The organism is Pantoea sp. X-Soil-ISGK-355, from assembly GCF_059730805.1.
Window position 1 is genome coordinate 393703 of sequence record NZ_AP035971.1, and the last position, 14623, is coordinate 408325.

The window sequence follows — 14623 nt, forward strand, 5'->3', positions numbered from 1 at the left end:
TAGGCTGTTTCCAGTTATCAAGTACAAATGATTAGGGTGTTCTGAAGTATCTCTTCCGTTAAGACAGACGGTCCCTTTGTGTTAAATGTTATAGCAAAATCAGATCAAGATTTGATTTTTTTAGCTTAAATCGCTTAACAACCGGAATAATACGACATTTTATGGGGGATTAAAGGACGTTAAGCGCACCGCCGTGTGCCCTTAACGCCGGAAGGCAGGATTTGTGAATCAGCAGCTAATAAGATCGCCATCCGAGCGTTGCTGTTGCCAGCCGCTGATATTTATCTCAGCAAACTGCTCAGCCGTTAAAGTCGGCGTATGACTTCGTACGATGACCTCTGCCCCTTTTTCACGAAATGTCGCCATAAAAAAGGGAAAGGTAAATTTTTCATAATTGTCATTAAAGAACGCTTCGTTTAAAACAATCCCTGAAAAAGGGAAAGATTCCAGCAGTCGCCAGTCTGCTCCCGGCGGCGCAAAATCATAAAGCCAGAAATCAAATTTCTTAGTTAATTCAAGTAGTGGCGCATAATGTGCCGCTAAACTGGAATAATTAATTCCAATCCGGATTCGCCCATTCTGTAAATGTGAATAAGCGTCCGGTACCGCAATCATTCCCCGTAATCGCATATCATCGATGGGAATAATCATTAATGCTGCTTCAGTGGCAATTTGATTGTGTAATGAAATAATGTTGTTTGTATTAAGTGTATTTCTGCTTTCCTGATTTTGCTGAAGATAAGGCACGCTATAGCAAATGCCAGAGACATTACGCTTAACGTGATGGATAGGTTCAGTAACATAGGGGTTATATAAACTGTTTTTCATTATCTCTATGAAATGCAATAAAAAAGGATTTGTTGATAATTGATCATATAAAAAGTCGCATTTTTTTAAACGCGTGAATAAATATAGATCATCTGCTTAATCCAAATCATCCTTTTGTTGCCTGCGAAAGTAAATAAACCCATTAGCAAAGAGAACATAATTCCTTTGGCGTCTGATGATGTGCTGGAATATATTCAATAGTCGGGACCAATAGGCTGGTAATAGTCAGGAGAGGTCGGATGCGCCTGTGCCGGACAGTATGCGTTTTGTTGTGCAGAGAGCCAGGGCTGGAGCCGCAGCCATTCAGGTCTCATCCGGTCTGTTAATTTAACATCATCAATAACCACACCAATAACACCGCGCAACGATGCGGGCTTCCTCACCTGATTTGGGATAAGACATGGGATTTATGGCATCAACAGCAGAAGAGTCGCTGTGGCGACATCGGACATTTGTCGCGTTCTGGCTGGCGCGCACCTGCTCATCATTTGGTTTTCAGATGTTCTCGGTGGCAATCAGCTGGCAGATCTATGCGCTGACCAACAGCGCAATGGCGTTGGGGATGATTGGCCTGATGCAGTTTCTGCCGTCGGTATTGCTGGCGCTACCTGCAGGTCATCTTGCGGATCAATATGACCGGCGGCGCATTGTGCTGCTGGGGCAGCTGGTGGAATTTGCTGCACTGGTGGCATTAGTGGTGCTTACCTTATTCCATACCGCTGACAAGACCGCGCTGTGGGGACTGGTGTTTATGATTGCGGTGGCGAAGGCGCTGGAGTGGCCTGCAATGTCCTCAATGCTGCCGTCGCTGGTGCCGCCTTCGATTCTGGCGCGCGCCATGGCGATGAACTCGGTAGGGGGCCAGGCGGCGGTGATTGTCGGGCCGACGATGGGCGGGCTGCTTTATGTTGCCGGGCCGCATGTCGTATATGGCGTTTCCGGACTGTTTTATCTGATTTCGCTGACGCTGGTGAGTCTGCTGCGCTATGAGCGTCCGGTGCAGGCTCGTCTGCCAATGAATATGAAGAATCTGTTTGCCGGGATTCACTTTATCCGTGAGCGCAAGGATGTGCTTGGGGTGATTTCGCTCGATCTGTTTGCGGTGCTGCTGGGTGGCGCGACGGCACTGTTGCCGATTTTTGCCAAAGATATTCTGCATACCGGGCCGTGGGGATTGGGAATGTTGCGCGGTGCGCCGTCGGTGGGCGCCTTGCTGGTCGGCATCTGGCTGAGCCGTCACAAGCTGGACAAGCATGTCGGGATGATTATGTTTGGCTCGGTGGCGGGATTTGGCGTTGCCACATTGGTGTTCGCGCTGTCCACGCAGCTGTGGCTGTCGCTGATTGCCCTCTGTGCGCTGGGGGGCTTTGATATGGTGAGTATGGTGATCCGGGGTGCGCTGGTGCAACTGGATACGCCGGATGCTATGCGGGGACGGGTGAATGCGGTTAACGCGATTTTTATCAATACGTCGAATCAGCTGGGCGAGTTTGAGTCTGGGTTGCTGGCAGCCTGGATGGGAGCGGCACCCGCGGCAGCGATTGGCGGCATCGGTACGCTGATTGTGGTGGCGTTGTGGATGACGTTGTTTCCGCATCTGCGGCGGCGTCAGAAGCTGGAGAATGAGGTGGATCCAGTTTAGGACTGGCGTCGGGGCTGGTTGGATTGGCTGAGGGGATTTGTGCGGTTATGGACTGCGGTGCACGCTCAGGGAACATACGCCTTTCGCAAAGACGCAAAAGACGCCATCCCTGGCCCGCTATGCTCTGCTACAGGCGTATGCTCCCATCGCTTTGAGTCTGATCGTCGCCTCAGGCTGTGGAGCAGGTAGGTGAAGATGATTGGGTCACTGGAGGGAATTGTGCGGTTGTTGAATTGCGCGCAGGCGTATGTCCCCATCGCTTTAAGAATGCAAGTAGCCTCAGGCTGGAGAGAAGGGAAAAGACGTTGGCTGAGCGTTGGGCAGAGTTATTACGGTGGCGCTCACCATCAATAATGTCACTGGCCCGAAGGCCAGTACAGGAAGTTACCAGTCATACTGCCATTCAAAACCCGGAGTCAGAGGGGGTGTCTGACCCGCAGGATGGGCCCATCAGGTCCCGGTTTTTCCCAGGTTGGCGTCAAATGTTAGCCAGCTTTCACGCATGTCCACAACGCTGCGGGTTTTGCGCGCCTCATCGATTTTTATGGCGGTGAGGCCCGCTTCCAGCGCGTCCACCACTGAAACTTTCAGCGGTGTTCCCTGTTTAATATGTTTAACAATCTCTTCTGCCATCAGCGCATCTGCGCCGTAGTGACCGTCATACGCATTGCCGCTGTAGGCGGTATCGACCTCTTTTTCACCGCTGCGCGCGTTATGTACGCGGAAGTAGTTTCGTACAAAGTCGCCTTCTGCCATGCCGTCCGTGCCCATCACACAGAAACGGCGGAACTCATCCGGAACGTTCAGGTTGGCATGGAAAGCCAGCGTCGCGCCGCCTTCGTACTCAATCAGGGCGGTCTGGTAGTCAACAATATCGGCGTCGCTGTCGAAGACCGCATCGGTGCTCGACCAGCCACTAGGCTTCACGTGATAAAGCTCTGACTCAGCGGTGATCGCTCCCTGTGGTGCATGCGCCGGGGTAAAGGATTTCCGGCCACCAAAGCTGGCGACGCGGATCGGGCGCTCCTGCAACAGGCCCTGATAGAGATCGATGTCGTGACAGCATTTTTCCAGAATGTACGGACCGGCATATTTCTCCAGACGCCGCCAGTCACGCTGGAAGAATGCGCCGTGGTAAGGCTTGATATGTTCTGTCGCCTCAATCGAGGTGATCTCACCCAACTGGCCCGCATCGCGTGCCGCCAGCAGATCGTGATAGAGCGGAGAGTAGCGCAGCACCAGGCCGACCAGAATGCGCGCTTCGCCATACTGACGCACCAGCTTCGCCATCTCCATGGTCTGCTCTTCATTGATCACCACCGGCTTTTCGGTAAACACCGTGTAACCCGCTGCCAGCGCCTGACCCACATGCTCCAGATGCAGAAAGTTGGGAGAGCCCACCAGCACCACATCCATTCCGCCGTGCTCCAGCAGCGCGTCGATGGACGCAAAGGCCTGGCCGGGCGCGATACCAAAGCTGTGCAGATTAGGCAGTCCGGCGGGTGCCGGATCGTAATAACCCACTACCGAGAAGGCGTCGTCGGCTTTGCTGAACTCTTTGATCACGTGGGACAGTCGAAAGCCGAGACCGATAATGCCTACTTTCATGTTAAACCCCTGCTCCTGAAATCGCATGATGCATAGCCCGCCTGTGATCGGGCGCGCCTGTTGATAATCTGATCACCAACTTATTACGACAGAAAAACTAATGTCAATAACGCACTGCGCGTTTTGCGAGGTGGTTTTTGTTATCGTTATGTAAATTAAGAATAAAATTCAGATATGATTTTGCTATATTTATTTGTTATTGCGATTTAAGTTTTTTTATCCTATCGTTCGCTCATTATGGCTATAACCCAAAATCGGGAAGGAAGCGCGTGCAACCACACTATCTTCTTGGCATTGATGGCGGCGGTACACAGTGTCGCGCGCGGTTAACCGACCTGCAGGGCCACGTGCTGGCGGAAGCCACTGGCGGGCCAGCCAACGTCTGGTCAGACTATGACGCGGCGCTGACCTGTGTCGGACAACTGATTGACCGGGTATTGTCACAGGCGGGATTAGCCCCGGAGGCGCTAACGCAGACCGCGCTGGTGGCCGGATTAGCGGGTGCGAATGTCGCCTCGGTGCAGGCGCGGCTCGCCAGCTGGCAGCCCGCCTGCGCGGCGTTACAGGTGGTCAGCGATGTGGAGATCGCCTGTGCGGGTGCGCATGGTGGCGCTCCTGGCGCTGTCTTTATCATCGGCACAGGTAGTCAGGGCGCGGCCTGGGATGGCGAACGCTTTACGCTGCTTGGCGGCTGGGGCTTTGCCCTGTCTGACCAGGGCTCGGGCGCAGAACTGGGCCGTCGTGCGCTGCGTCTGGCGCTGCTGGCCCATGAGTCAATTATTATGCCGACTGCCTTTACCCGGCAGTTGATGGCGCAATTCAGTGACAGCCCGGAAACGATGCTGCTCTGGACGCGCTCAGCGACGCCTGCTGACTGGGCACGCGTGGTGCCACAGGTTTTTGCGGCCGCCGACGCGGGCGATGGTCACGCTCAGGATCTGCTGCATCAGACCGCAGCAGATATCGGTCTGATGGTCTGCCGTCTGATTGCGTTGAGCAGCGGACGGGTGGCGCTGATGGGGGGCGTGGCGACGCCAATACAGCGCTGGCTGGATGACGATATTCAGGCCCGGCTGGTCACGCCGCAGGGCGATGCCCTGAGCGGGGCGCTGATACTGGCGCAGCAGCTGACGCCTGTCCGATACCCGATCTGAAACTGGCTGAACCTCTTCTGCCAGATAACCCGAGGAATTTATGACCGCTCCCAACGTAACCGCGCGCATTCTGCGGTTGATTGTTGAAAATGCGCCGATCAGCCAGTCAGACCTGAAAGTCCGTAGCGGACTGAGCATGTCGACCGTGTCGCAGGCGACTAATCGGCTGCTGGCACAGGAGATTGTGCAGGAGCTGGGGCTGCGTCGCGTGTCGATGGGGCGGCCAAAAACCCTGCTGGGACTCAATCCCGATCGTGCCAGCGTGATTGGCATTCAGCTCAACGCGGAACGCAATCTGATCGTCATGACCGATCTCAGCGGCAACCTGCTGGGCGAACAGCAGATGCCAAAAGGCACGCTGACACCGCGTCAGCTGGGCGATGCGCTGGCGAAGTTCCTGCGAGGTGTCGAGGAGAAGCGGGTCGGGGCGATTGGCCTGGCGCTGTCGGGCCTGGTTGATGCTGAAAACGGCTACTGCATCCGCTCCAAAGTGCTCGACTGGGATAATGTCCCGATTGCACGTCTGCTGGAAGAGCGTTTCTCGCTGCCGGTCTTTATCGAGAACGACGCCAACGCGATGGCGATGGCGGCGCTGGTGTTTGGGCAGCTCGGTAATGCCCAGTCAGCGGTAATCGCCACCTACGGCAAAGGGATCGGTGCAGGCATCATCCTGAATCGTCAGCTCTATCGCGGTCGTCATGGCAAGGCAGGCGAGATCGGCAACGGGCTGGTGGGTGATGGCTCGCTGCGTCTGCTGGAAGATGTCGCCTCATCGCGCGCCATTCTGCAGCGGCTGGCGGAGCAGGAACCGATGGAGGGCCTTACGTTGCAGGCGCTGGATCAGCGACCAACGCCCGAGGTGCTGGCGGTGCTGGAAGAGGCAGGGCGCGAGCTGGGGATTTCGCTGGCGAACCTGTCAGTGGCCTACGATCCGGACGTGGTTTATCTGGCGATGGAGCCGCACATGGCATCACGCATTCTGCTCGATCACATCACTCAGAGCTTCCAGGCATACCGGCTCAAACTGACGCCGCACATGACGCCGTTGCAGTTCCTGACGGAATCGAACCGGATGTGGGCGCTGGGCGCGGCGGGTTTTGCCGTCAACCGGCTGCTGGATCTGCTGGCGGCGCAGGCCGATGAAGAGCCGGTCACCTGAGTTATCCCTGGAATAAAAACGGGCGCTAAGCGCCCGCCAGACTGCTGACAAACCCAAGTCAGGGTGAGTCTGGCAGCCATGAATAAGCGCAATGCGCAGGGAGCACGGTCAGAGGAGGAAAGCGTCCCGCGGCAGGGACAAAAACGCCAGGCGTTTTTGAACAACGCAACGCGTTGGCCCGGTTACGGGCGCACCTCAGGGATGAGGTGCGTAATCGCGCGGGCCGGGCATGCCATGGATGGCGGTTTTTGCGTCTTTCCGATCTGACCGTGTTCCCTTCGCAGGCTCGGTCTTACCGCTATCGAGCTGGACTTTGTCAACAATCTCACGGGCGCTTCGGCGCCCGTTTTTATTTCCGCGTTTGCCTTAGCGCAGGCGCAATCCCTGCTCATCAAACAGCAGGCAATGCGCGGCAGAAAAGCCCAGTTCTACCTGTGTGCCCATATCGCGCGTGGTTGCTTCGCGCTCTTCCACCACCAGCATCTGCTCGCGCCCGATATCCAGGTAGAGATAGTTGGTGTGGCCCAGCATCTCGCCATAGGCCAGCTCGCCGTGGAAGCGCAGTGCGTCCGGCGTCTGCGCGGCGGGCTGGAAATGCTCAGGACGAATGCCCAGCGTCACGGTCTGGCCCTCACGACAGTCTGCGGCGATTTTCAGCACCAGGCCCTCAATTTTCAGTTCCGGCACCCGCAGTTGCACTTCACCCTCGCCGGTGGCGCTGATTTCCGCCCGCAGGAAGTTCATTTTCGGTGAGCCGATAAAGCCAGCGACAAACAGATTATCCGGATCGTGATAGAGCGTCAGCGGTGCGCCGACCTGCTCAATGCGGCCCTGACGCAGCACCACAATGCGGTCAGCCAGCGTCATCGCCTCCAGTTGATCGTGGGTCACATAAATCATCGTGTTACCGAGCGAGGCGTGCAGCCGGGCGATCTCAATGCGCATCTGCAGGCGCAGTTCAGCATCAAGGTTAGAGAGCGGTTCATCGAACAGGAAGATACGCGGATGACGAATAATCGCCCGGCCTATCGCCACGCGCTGCCGTTGTCCGCCAGAGAGCGCACGCGGCAGGCGATCAAGCAGTTCGGTGAGATGCAGACGGGCTGCCGTCTGAGTGATCGCCTCGTTGATCTCCGCTCTGGACTTTTTCATCACCTCCAGCGGATAGGCCAGATTGCCGCGCACCGTCATGTTGGGGTAGAGCGCATAAGACTGGAACACCATCGCGATGCCACGCTCGGTGGCGGGCTGCTGCGTCATGTCCTGCTCCTCAATCAGCAACTGTCCGCTGCTGATCTCCTCCAGCCCGGCGATCATCCGCAGCAGCGTCGATTTGCCGCAGCCGGATGGCCCGACAAACACCACAAATTCACCGCTGTTAATCGTCAGGTCGATGCCATGAATGACATTAACGTGTTCATACGACTTCTTCACATTCTGCAAGCGCAGGCTGGTCATCGGCTACCTCACTCAGAGTAACTGGCCCATGTAGATGGCATTGCTGCGCAGGATAGGGGTAAACCCCATGCGCGCATAGAAGGCACAGACCTGCTCGTTCTGCAGGCTGACGCCAAGATGGACACCGCTGACGCCCGCCGCCCGCAACGCCGCCAGCTCATGCTCAATCATCCGGCGACCCCAGCCGCCTTTCTGCGCCGCCGGCAGGAGGTTGATATGCAGATGCGCGGGCCACTGCGTCACCAGCGTGTCAGCAGCCTGGTCGGGATGACGTATTGCGTCGAGCACTTTGCTGTCGAGCGGGGCGCTGGCGCTGCGATCACGATACTTATCCTGCAGCTGCGGCCACCATTCGGCCTGAAGCTGTGCTTCAAACGCGCGGGTATCGGGCGCGGCGACGACATAACCCTGCACCTCACCGTCCCGCTCCAGCACAAAAGCAAAGTCAGGCGCGAAGCGCGCATAGGGCACGGCAAAACGCTGGCCGGGATAGTCGGGATCGGAGTAGAGCGCGCGGGCATCGCTGCCTGCATCGGCTGTTTCCAGGCAGATGCGGTAGAGCGCCGGGTAGTCCGCCGGCGTGGCCGGACGAATGACACTTTGATTCGCCATGGTGAATTCTCGTGAGTGAGGGAACTGGTCAGGGATTGAACAGATCCGCAGATGAAAGTTACGTTAATGAAAGTGGACTTAGTTTTCAAGATAGAATAATTACCTTATCGCACTAACGCAGGCGGTTCGGCAATGTTTAGCGGCGTCAGGATGCACAACTGTGATCGCCAACACGTCAGGAGCGCCGCGGCTGGCCAGCGTTTTAAGGCCGTCCGGAAGGGAAAAGTGTGAGCGTGATAGGATTTTCATATGTTTTATCAGGACGTTATTTTGCGATTATTGTACTGGTATCTCCTGCTATTGAAAACGTGACTGGCGACGTGCCGCCAGGGTTAATCGTCTGAAAGCCAGCGCGGTGTGCTGAATTTCACGCCATGTCGCTGTTTATTTGCGCGTGCTCACAGCGTTGCAATTCCCACTGCAGGCTGTTTGACTTTATTTTTCTATTAAAGTAAGTATGAGTGAGTGCGTTTGTGTGCGGCTGCAGCCTGCAGGATGTCAGGCGGTGAGATGAAAGGATGCCGATCCTGGTCTGAAGAAGGTGAGCATAATGTCTGTTTCCTCCGTTCGTTCGTTCCGAATTCGCAATGTGGGTCGGCTGCTGGCAGCAGGCCTGCTGGCGGGCAGCGTTTCTCATGCCGCTCACGCCGCTGTTACTCTGAATGAGTGGGATATCTACAACTACCCGGAGCAGACTGCCGCGGTGGATGAAGGGATTAAAGAGTTCTCACAGCAGAATCCCGGCATCGTGATTAACCGCTCAGTTCACTCTTTTGAAGATACCCGCATTCCGCTGAAGCTGGCACTGACTGCCGGTGATGGCCCACAGATCGCCCAGGTCAATCAGGGCGGCGGTGATATGGGGTCGCTGGTTAAAGATAAGCTGCTGCTGCCACTCGACGGCTATGCCGCCAGCTACGGCTGGACCACGCGCTTCCCGGACTCGATTCTGAAACGTAATCGCTGGTCAGACAGTGGCGAGTTCGGCAGCGGCAAGCTTTACGGCGTCGCCAGTCTGGGCGAAATGGTCGGTCTCTATTACAACAAAGCGCTGCTGGATAAAGCGGGCATTGCGGTACCGAAAACGCTGGCCGAGCTGGAAAGTGCCATGGCGAAGCTGAAACAGCAGGGCACCGCACCGATGATGCTGGGCCTGCTCGATGGCAACATGGGCCAGCAGCTGCTCAGCACCCTGTGGCAGGCGCAGATTGAGAGCCACGACCGCAAGACGCTGGATAATCTGATTTACGATGTGGGCGGTACCTTCAAAGACAGCAAGCTGGTCAATGCCGCCACCATGATGAAGAGCTGGACCGACAAAGGGTACTTCTTCCCTGGCTTCCAGGGCATTGGTCACGACGATGCGGCGACGCTATTCCAGAACGGCCAGGCCGCGTTCCTCGTCAGTGGCACCTGGTATCTCGGCCAGTTTAAAGACAACAAGGATATTCACTTTGCCGCAATGCCTGCCGGTGAAGGCGTGAAACAGCCGCTGATGGTGGGCGGGACCGATCTGGCGTTCTCGATTACCAGCACCGCCAAAGGCAAAGATCAGCAGGAGGGCGCGGCGAAGTTCATCAACTATATGGTCTCGGATGCTATGGCGAACCGCTGGCTGAAAGTGGGCTTCCTGCCGGCCAGTACTAACAAGGCGGCCAAAATGCCGGCGGACAATCCGCTGCTGGCGGAGGCGTATCAGGTCTGGCTGACGCTCAACGACTATGACGGTTTAGGCCACTATGTGGACTGGGCCACGCCGACCATGAATGCCGAGCTGAATCAGAACGTCCAGCTGCTGCTGGCGGGTCGTCAGACTGCCGATCAGATGGTGGCCAATTTTGATAATAACTATCAGCGTTACCTGAAAACCCTGAAGCATTAAGCCGGAGGCCCGGCGCACAGCCGGGCCTGAGCATCGTTCTGAACCACGAGTAGGGTTATGTTGAATTTAAGCGGCTGGCGTAATTTTCTCTATGTTCTGCCTGCGGTGCTGGTCTATGCGGTGTTTCTGCTGTTCCCGCTGCTGGCCTCACTGGGTATCAGTTTTACTGAATGGGACGGCACCTCGCTGCCGGTGTTTAGTGGCATCAGTAACTACCTGCGGATGTTCAGCGATCCGGTCTTCTGGATTGCGCTGGGCAACAACGCCATCCTGATGCTGTTCTATACCCTGTTGCCGATTGGCGTCGGCCTGCTGCTTTGCAGCTTTCTCTATGACACGCGCAACAACAACGAACGCAGCGTGCTGCGCATTCTCTTTTTCCTGCCCTACATTATGCCGATGGCGGTATTGGGCGTGGTGTGGCGCTGGCTTTATAATCCGGCCTTCGGGCCGATCGACCAGATATTACGCGCGATTGGGCTGCCACAGCTGGCGCTCTCCTGGCTGGGTGATTTTACCTGGGCGCTGCCCGCCGTGGGGCTGGTCGCCACCTGGTACTTTTTCGGCTTCTGTCTGGTGCTGTTTATGGCGGGCCTGCAGCGTATGGACCCATCACTGCTGGAAGCCGCCGATCTGGATGGCTCGTCACGTCGCCAGAAGTTTATGCGCATCACGCTGCCTGGCCTGCGGCCCGAACTGCGGATTGCCCTGCTGCTGACGGTGATCGCCAGCCTGAAAGCCTTTGACCTGGTCTATGTGATGACCCAGGGCGGGCCGGGCACCTCCACCATGGTGACCAACATCTTTATGTATAAGCAGGGCTTTGACCTGCACTACTTTGGCTACGCCTCGTCGGTCGCGGTGTTCAGCATGATCATTGTTTTAGGGATTAACTATCTGATCCACCTGGCCTTAAAGGAGCGTTACTGATGCGAAGCACGCCGGTGATTTCACGCGCGCTGATCTGGATCGTGGCGCTGATGACGATTCTGCCTTTTCTGATGGCGCTGATGACCTCGTTTAAAACCCAGATGGAGCTGTTTCAGGGTGTTTTCACGCTGCCCGCCTCGCTGAATTTCAAAAACTACCTGACCGCCTGGCAGCAGGGTCACTTTAACGTCTACTTCCTCAACTCAGTACTGGTGGTCATTCCGGTAGTGCTGTTCAGCGTGCTGCTCGGCATTCTGGCCGGGTTCGGTTTCGCCTGGCTGAAAATCCCCGGTAAAAAAGTCATCGGAGCGATGCTGGCGCTGGGGATGGTATTGCCGAGTGAAGCCTTTATCATTCCGCTCTATCACGAGCTGCGCTGGATGGGGCTGACCAACACCTATCTGGCGCTGATCCTGCCGCAAATTGCCCTGTCGCTGCCCTTTACCACGCTGATGATCGCCAGTGCTTTTCAGCAGGTGCCGAAAGAACTGGTGGAAGCGGCGGTGATGGATGGGGCATCGCGGGTCAAAATTCTGTGGGGCATTCTGGTGCCCGCTATCTGGCCGACCCTGTCAACGCTGGGGCTGCTGCTGTTTATCTGGACCTGGAATGAGTTCCTGATCCCGCTGATTCTGGTCAACAAGGATGAGCTGCGCACGCTGCCGATTGGCATGATGTTTTTCCAGAACAAAAACACCATCGACATTCCGGTGCTGATGGCGGGCGCGATGATTGTGATTATGCCGCTGATCGTGGTGTTCCTGATTTTCCAGCGCAAGTTCATCAGCGGCGTCACCGAAGGGGCCGTGAAGTAATTTGTGAAGTTCCGCACGAAACGGCGCACTGGCGGCCAGACAAAGGTTTGCCGCGCCGTATCGTGCTGCAATTCCTCCTCCTCAACCCTGCGGGAGACGCATGATGCACCTTTCCCTTGCTGATTTTCACCCTGTCGCCGATGGCGAAACCCCGGACACGGCCATGTTGCAACGCGCGATGGATCAGATTGCGGCGGCAGGCGGTGGCCGTCTGACGCTGCCAGCCGGACGTTATCGCAGCGGCTGCCTGAACCTGCCCTCTGATTTTGAGCTGCACCTTGAAGCGGGTGCGGTGCTGATCGCCAGTCCGCGGCTGGCTGACTACCAGGCGGTACAGGCGCTGAGCTGCGCGGAAAAGTCCCACAACGTGCTGCTCTATGCGCTGGGCCAGCGCAATATCACCATTAGCGGCACCGGCCGCATCGATGGCGAGGGTGAAGCCTGGTTTGCCGCTGAGCGGGATGAGCAGGGCTATCGTCTGCCGCGTGCCGACCGGCCGCGCATCATTGTGTTTGAAGATTGCGAACAGGTGACGCTGACCGCCTTTACCATAGTGCAGGCACCGATGTGGACAGTGCATCTGGTGAGCTGTCGCCATGTGCATATCGACCACCTCACCATCGACAACGCCATGACGATGCCAAATACCGATGCGCTCGACATCGACAGCTGCGAAGCCGTGTTTGTCAGCAACAGCTACCTCAGCGCCGCTGATGATGCCATCTGCATCAAAACCACCCATAAACCGGCCGCGCTACGGCGTCCGGCGCGACAGATCATGATCACCAACTGTCTGCTGCGCAGCTACAGCTGCGCCTTTAAGATCGGCACCGAAACCTGGGATGACGTCGAAGATGTCACGGTGACCGGCTGCACCATTTTTGATTCCAATCGTGGCATTGGCATTCTGTCGCGTGACGGCGGCGCGATGCGGCGTCTGCTGTTCAGTAATCTGACTTTTGCCTGTCACCACGCGCCGCCCTGTCACTGGGGAAAAGCCGATCCGCTGCATATTTCGGTACGCCGCCGCGATCCCGCCATCATGCCCGGCATCGTAGAGCAGGTGCAGTTCAGTAACGTTACGGGCGTGGCGGAAGGGGCGATTAACCTGCATGCGGCAGAACCGGGCTGGATACGCGATGTGGTCATCAGCCAGCTGCAGATGCGGCAGAGCGTGACACCGGTTGCACAGGGACACTATGATGTACGGCCGCCCTGTAACCCGGACTCCCCGACCGGCATGGGGCTGGATAACGCCTACAAACTTGACCCGAAAACCGGCGAAGCCTTTGGTGTCGAGCGCTATCCCGGCGGACTGCCGGGCCTGTTCGCGCGTGGGGTGGAGAACCTGCAACTGCACAGCCTGGTGATAACACGTCCGGAGCCGTTACCGTCAGGCTGGCACCCTGAGTGCGTGGTGCAGTTGCCGGATTGATTTACAGCGCGGCGGCGATGGCTGCACCGAGCTGTTCGGTGCTGGCGCTGCCGCCGAGATCGCGCGTCAGATGCTGTCCCGCCGCCAGCGTGCGTTCAATCGCATCTAACACCGCATCACCCGCCGCTTTGTAGCCGAGGTGCTCCAGCATCATCGCCCCGCACCAGATCTGCCCGATAGGATTGGCGACGCCTTTACCGGCGATATCGGGCGCAGAACCGTGAACCGGCTCAAACAGGCTAGGGAACAGGCCTTCCGGGTTGATATTGGCCGAAGGGGCGATGCCGATAGTGCCGGTACAGGCCGGGCCGAGATCGGAGAGGATATCGCCAAACAGGTTACTGGCGACCACCACATCAAACCAGTCCGGGTGCAGCACGAAGTTGGCGGTGAGAATATCAATGTGATACTTATCGACGCGAACCTCGGGGAACTGGCCGGACATCGCTTCGACGCGGCTATCCCAGTAAGGCATGGTGATGGCGATGCCGTTGGATTTGGTGGCGGAGGTCAGGTGTTTCTTCGGCCGGCTCTGGGCCAACTGATACGCAAACTTCAGGATGCGATCGACGCCAGTGCGCGTCATCACCGTCTCCTGAATCACCACTTCACGGTCAGTGCCGGGAAACAGGGTGCCGCCAACGCTGGAGTATTCACCCTCGGTGTTTTCGCGTACCACATAGAAGTCGATATCGCCGGGCTGACGATTCGCCAGAGGCGCTTTGACGCCAGGCATCAGCCGCACCGGGCGCAGATTGACATACTGATCAAACTCCCGCCGGAACTGCAGCAGCGAGCCCCACAGCGAAACGTGGTCGGGCACGACATCAGGCCAGCCGACCGCGCCAAAATAAATCGCATCAAAAGCTTTGAGCTGCAGGAACCAGTCGTCAGGCAGCATTTTGCCATGCTGCTGCCAGTAGTCGGCGCTGGCGTAATTGAACCACTCCCAGCGCAGCGGAATGTTAAATTTCTCTGCGGCCGCATTCATTACGCGGACGCCTTCCGGCATCACTTCTTTGCCGATGCCGTCGCCAGGGATAACGGCAATGCGGTGAATTTTGTCAGTCACAGGGCACCTTTCCGGTTGATGTTCGAAT

12 protein-coding genes are annotated in these 14623 nt (G+C 57.0%); 7 read left to right on the forward strand and 5 right to left on the reverse strand.

Annotated elements, in window-relative coordinates:
- Positions 1–228: 228 nt before the first annotated feature.
- A complete protein-coding gene (locus AC6I8J_RS01710) occupies positions 229–828 on the reverse strand; it encodes a hypothetical protein (protein WP_033781586.1) in 600 nt (199 codons plus the stop codon).
- Positions 829–1228: 400 nt separating this feature from the next.
- Here AC6I8J_RS01710 and AC6I8J_RS01715 point away from each other — a divergent pair, with 400 nt between their 5' ends.
- Positions 1229–2470 (forward strand): MFS transporter, encoded by a 1242-nt coding sequence (locus tag AC6I8J_RS01715; RefSeq protein WP_222924710.1) that lies wholly within the window; start codon positions 1229–1231, stop codon positions 2468–2470.
- 450 nt (positions 2471–2920) lie between these two features.
- Here AC6I8J_RS01715 and AC6I8J_RS01720 read toward each other — a convergent pair whose 3' ends face one another.
- Positions 2921–4078, reverse strand: coding sequence for a Gfo/Idh/MocA family protein (locus tag AC6I8J_RS01720; protein WP_161736363.1), 1158 nt, complete (start codon positions 4076–4078; stop codon positions 2921–2923).
- A 269-nt stretch (positions 4079–4347) separates the two neighbouring features.
- Here AC6I8J_RS01720 and AC6I8J_RS01725 point away from each other — a divergent pair, with 269 nt between their 5' ends.
- Positions 4348–5232, forward strand: a complete 885-nt coding sequence (locus tag AC6I8J_RS01725) for a glucosamine kinase nucleotide-binding domain-containing protein (protein ID WP_222924709.1) — start codon at positions 4348–4350, stop codon at positions 5230–5232.
- Between the two features lie 40 nt (positions 5233–5272).
- On the forward strand, positions 5273–6391 hold the full coding sequence (locus AC6I8J_RS01730) for an ROK family transcriptional regulator (protein ID WP_161736365.1): 1119 nt from the start codon (positions 5273–5275) through the stop codon (positions 6389–6391).
- A gap of 366 nt (positions 6392–6757) precedes the next feature.
- Here the strand turns inward: AC6I8J_RS01730 and AC6I8J_RS01735 are convergent, their stop codons facing one another.
- Together AC6I8J_RS01735 and AC6I8J_RS01740 are read right to left on the reverse strand one after the other, a co-directional pair.
- Positions 6758–7849 (reverse strand): ABC transporter ATP-binding protein, encoded by a 1092-nt coding sequence (locus tag AC6I8J_RS01735; RefSeq protein ID WP_161736366.1) that lies wholly within the window; start codon positions 7847–7849, stop codon positions 6758–6760.
- A 12-nt stretch (positions 7850–7861) separates the two neighbouring features.
- On the reverse strand, positions 7862–8461 hold the full coding sequence (locus AC6I8J_RS01740) for a GNAT family N-acetyltransferase (RefSeq protein WP_161736367.1): 600 nt from the start codon (positions 8459–8461) through the stop codon (positions 7862–7864).
- A 550-nt stretch (positions 8462–9011) separates the two neighbouring features.
- On the opposite strand from AC6I8J_RS01740, the gene AC6I8J_RS01745 reads away from it, so the two are divergent.
- The 4 genes from AC6I8J_RS01745 to AC6I8J_RS01760 all read left to right on the forward strand — a co-directional run bounded on the left by AC6I8J_RS01745 (position 9012) and on the right by AC6I8J_RS01760 (position 13523).
- On the forward strand, positions 9012–10343 hold the full coding sequence (locus AC6I8J_RS01745) for an extracellular solute-binding protein (RefSeq protein ID WP_222924707.1): 1332 nt from the start codon (positions 9012–9014) through the stop codon (positions 10341–10343).
- A gap of 57 nt (positions 10344–10400) precedes the next feature.
- Entirely contained in the window at positions 10401–11273 is an 873-nt protein-coding gene (locus tag AC6I8J_RS01750) for a carbohydrate ABC transporter permease (RefSeq protein ID WP_161736369.1), read from the forward strand.
- Entirely contained in the window at positions 11273–12088 is an 816-nt protein-coding gene (locus AC6I8J_RS01755; RefSeq protein ID WP_010252038.1) for a carbohydrate ABC transporter permease, read from the forward strand. The genes AC6I8J_RS01750 and AC6I8J_RS01755 overlap by 1 nt, the downstream gene beginning before the upstream one ends.
- Before the next feature lie 103 nt (positions 12089–12191).
- Complete coding sequence (locus AC6I8J_RS01760; RefSeq protein WP_497825628.1) at positions 12192–13523, forward strand: glycoside hydrolase family 28 protein; 1332 nt, start codon at positions 12192–12194, stop codon at positions 13521–13523.
- 1 nt (position 13524) lies between these two features.
- Here AC6I8J_RS01760 and AC6I8J_RS01765 read toward each other — a convergent pair whose 3' ends face one another.
- The gene (locus tag AC6I8J_RS01765) at positions 13525–14595 is read right to left on the reverse strand and encodes a tartrate dehydrogenase (protein WP_260059076.1); all 1071 of its coding nucleotides are present in this window, start codon (positions 14593–14595) and stop codon (positions 13525–13527) included.
- Positions 14596–14623: the final 28 nt, after the last annotated feature.

Coding starts and splice junctions, on each gene's coding strand:
- AC6I8J_RS01710 (WP_033781586.1), bottom strand. CDS start 828: ATGAAAAACAGTTTATATAACCCCTATGTTACTGAACCTATCCATCAC.
- AC6I8J_RS01715 (WP_222924710.1), top strand. CDS start 1,229: ATGGGATTTATGGCATCAACAGCAGAAGAGTCGCTGTGGCGACATCGG.
- AC6I8J_RS01720 (WP_161736363.1), bottom strand. CDS start 4,078: ATGAAAGTAGGCATTATCGGTCTCGGCTTTCGACTGTCCCACGTGATC.
- AC6I8J_RS01730 (WP_161736365.1), top strand. CDS start 5,273: ATGACCGCTCCCAACGTAACCGCGCGCATTCTGCGGTTGATTGTTGAA.
- AC6I8J_RS01735 (WP_161736366.1), bottom strand. CDS start 7,849: ATGACCAGCCTGCGCTTGCAGAATGTGAAGAAGTCGTATGAACACGTT.
- AC6I8J_RS01740 (WP_161736367.1), bottom strand. CDS start 8,461: ATGGCGAATCAAAGTGTCATTCGTCCGGCCACGCCGGCGGACTACCCG.
- AC6I8J_RS01745 (WP_222924707.1), top strand. CDS start 9,012: ATGTCTGTTTCCTCCGTTCGTTCGTTCCGAATTCGCAATGTGGGTCGG.
- AC6I8J_RS01750 (WP_161736369.1), top strand. CDS start 10,401: ATGTTGAATTTAAGCGGCTGGCGTAATTTTCTCTATGTTCTGCCTGCG.
- AC6I8J_RS01755 (WP_010252038.1), top strand. CDS start 11,273: ATGCGAAGCACGCCGGTGATTTCACGCGCGCTGATCTGGATCGTGGCG.
- AC6I8J_RS01760 (WP_497825628.1), top strand. CDS start 12,192: ATGCACCTTTCCCTTGCTGATTTTCACCCTGTCGCCGATGGCGAAACC.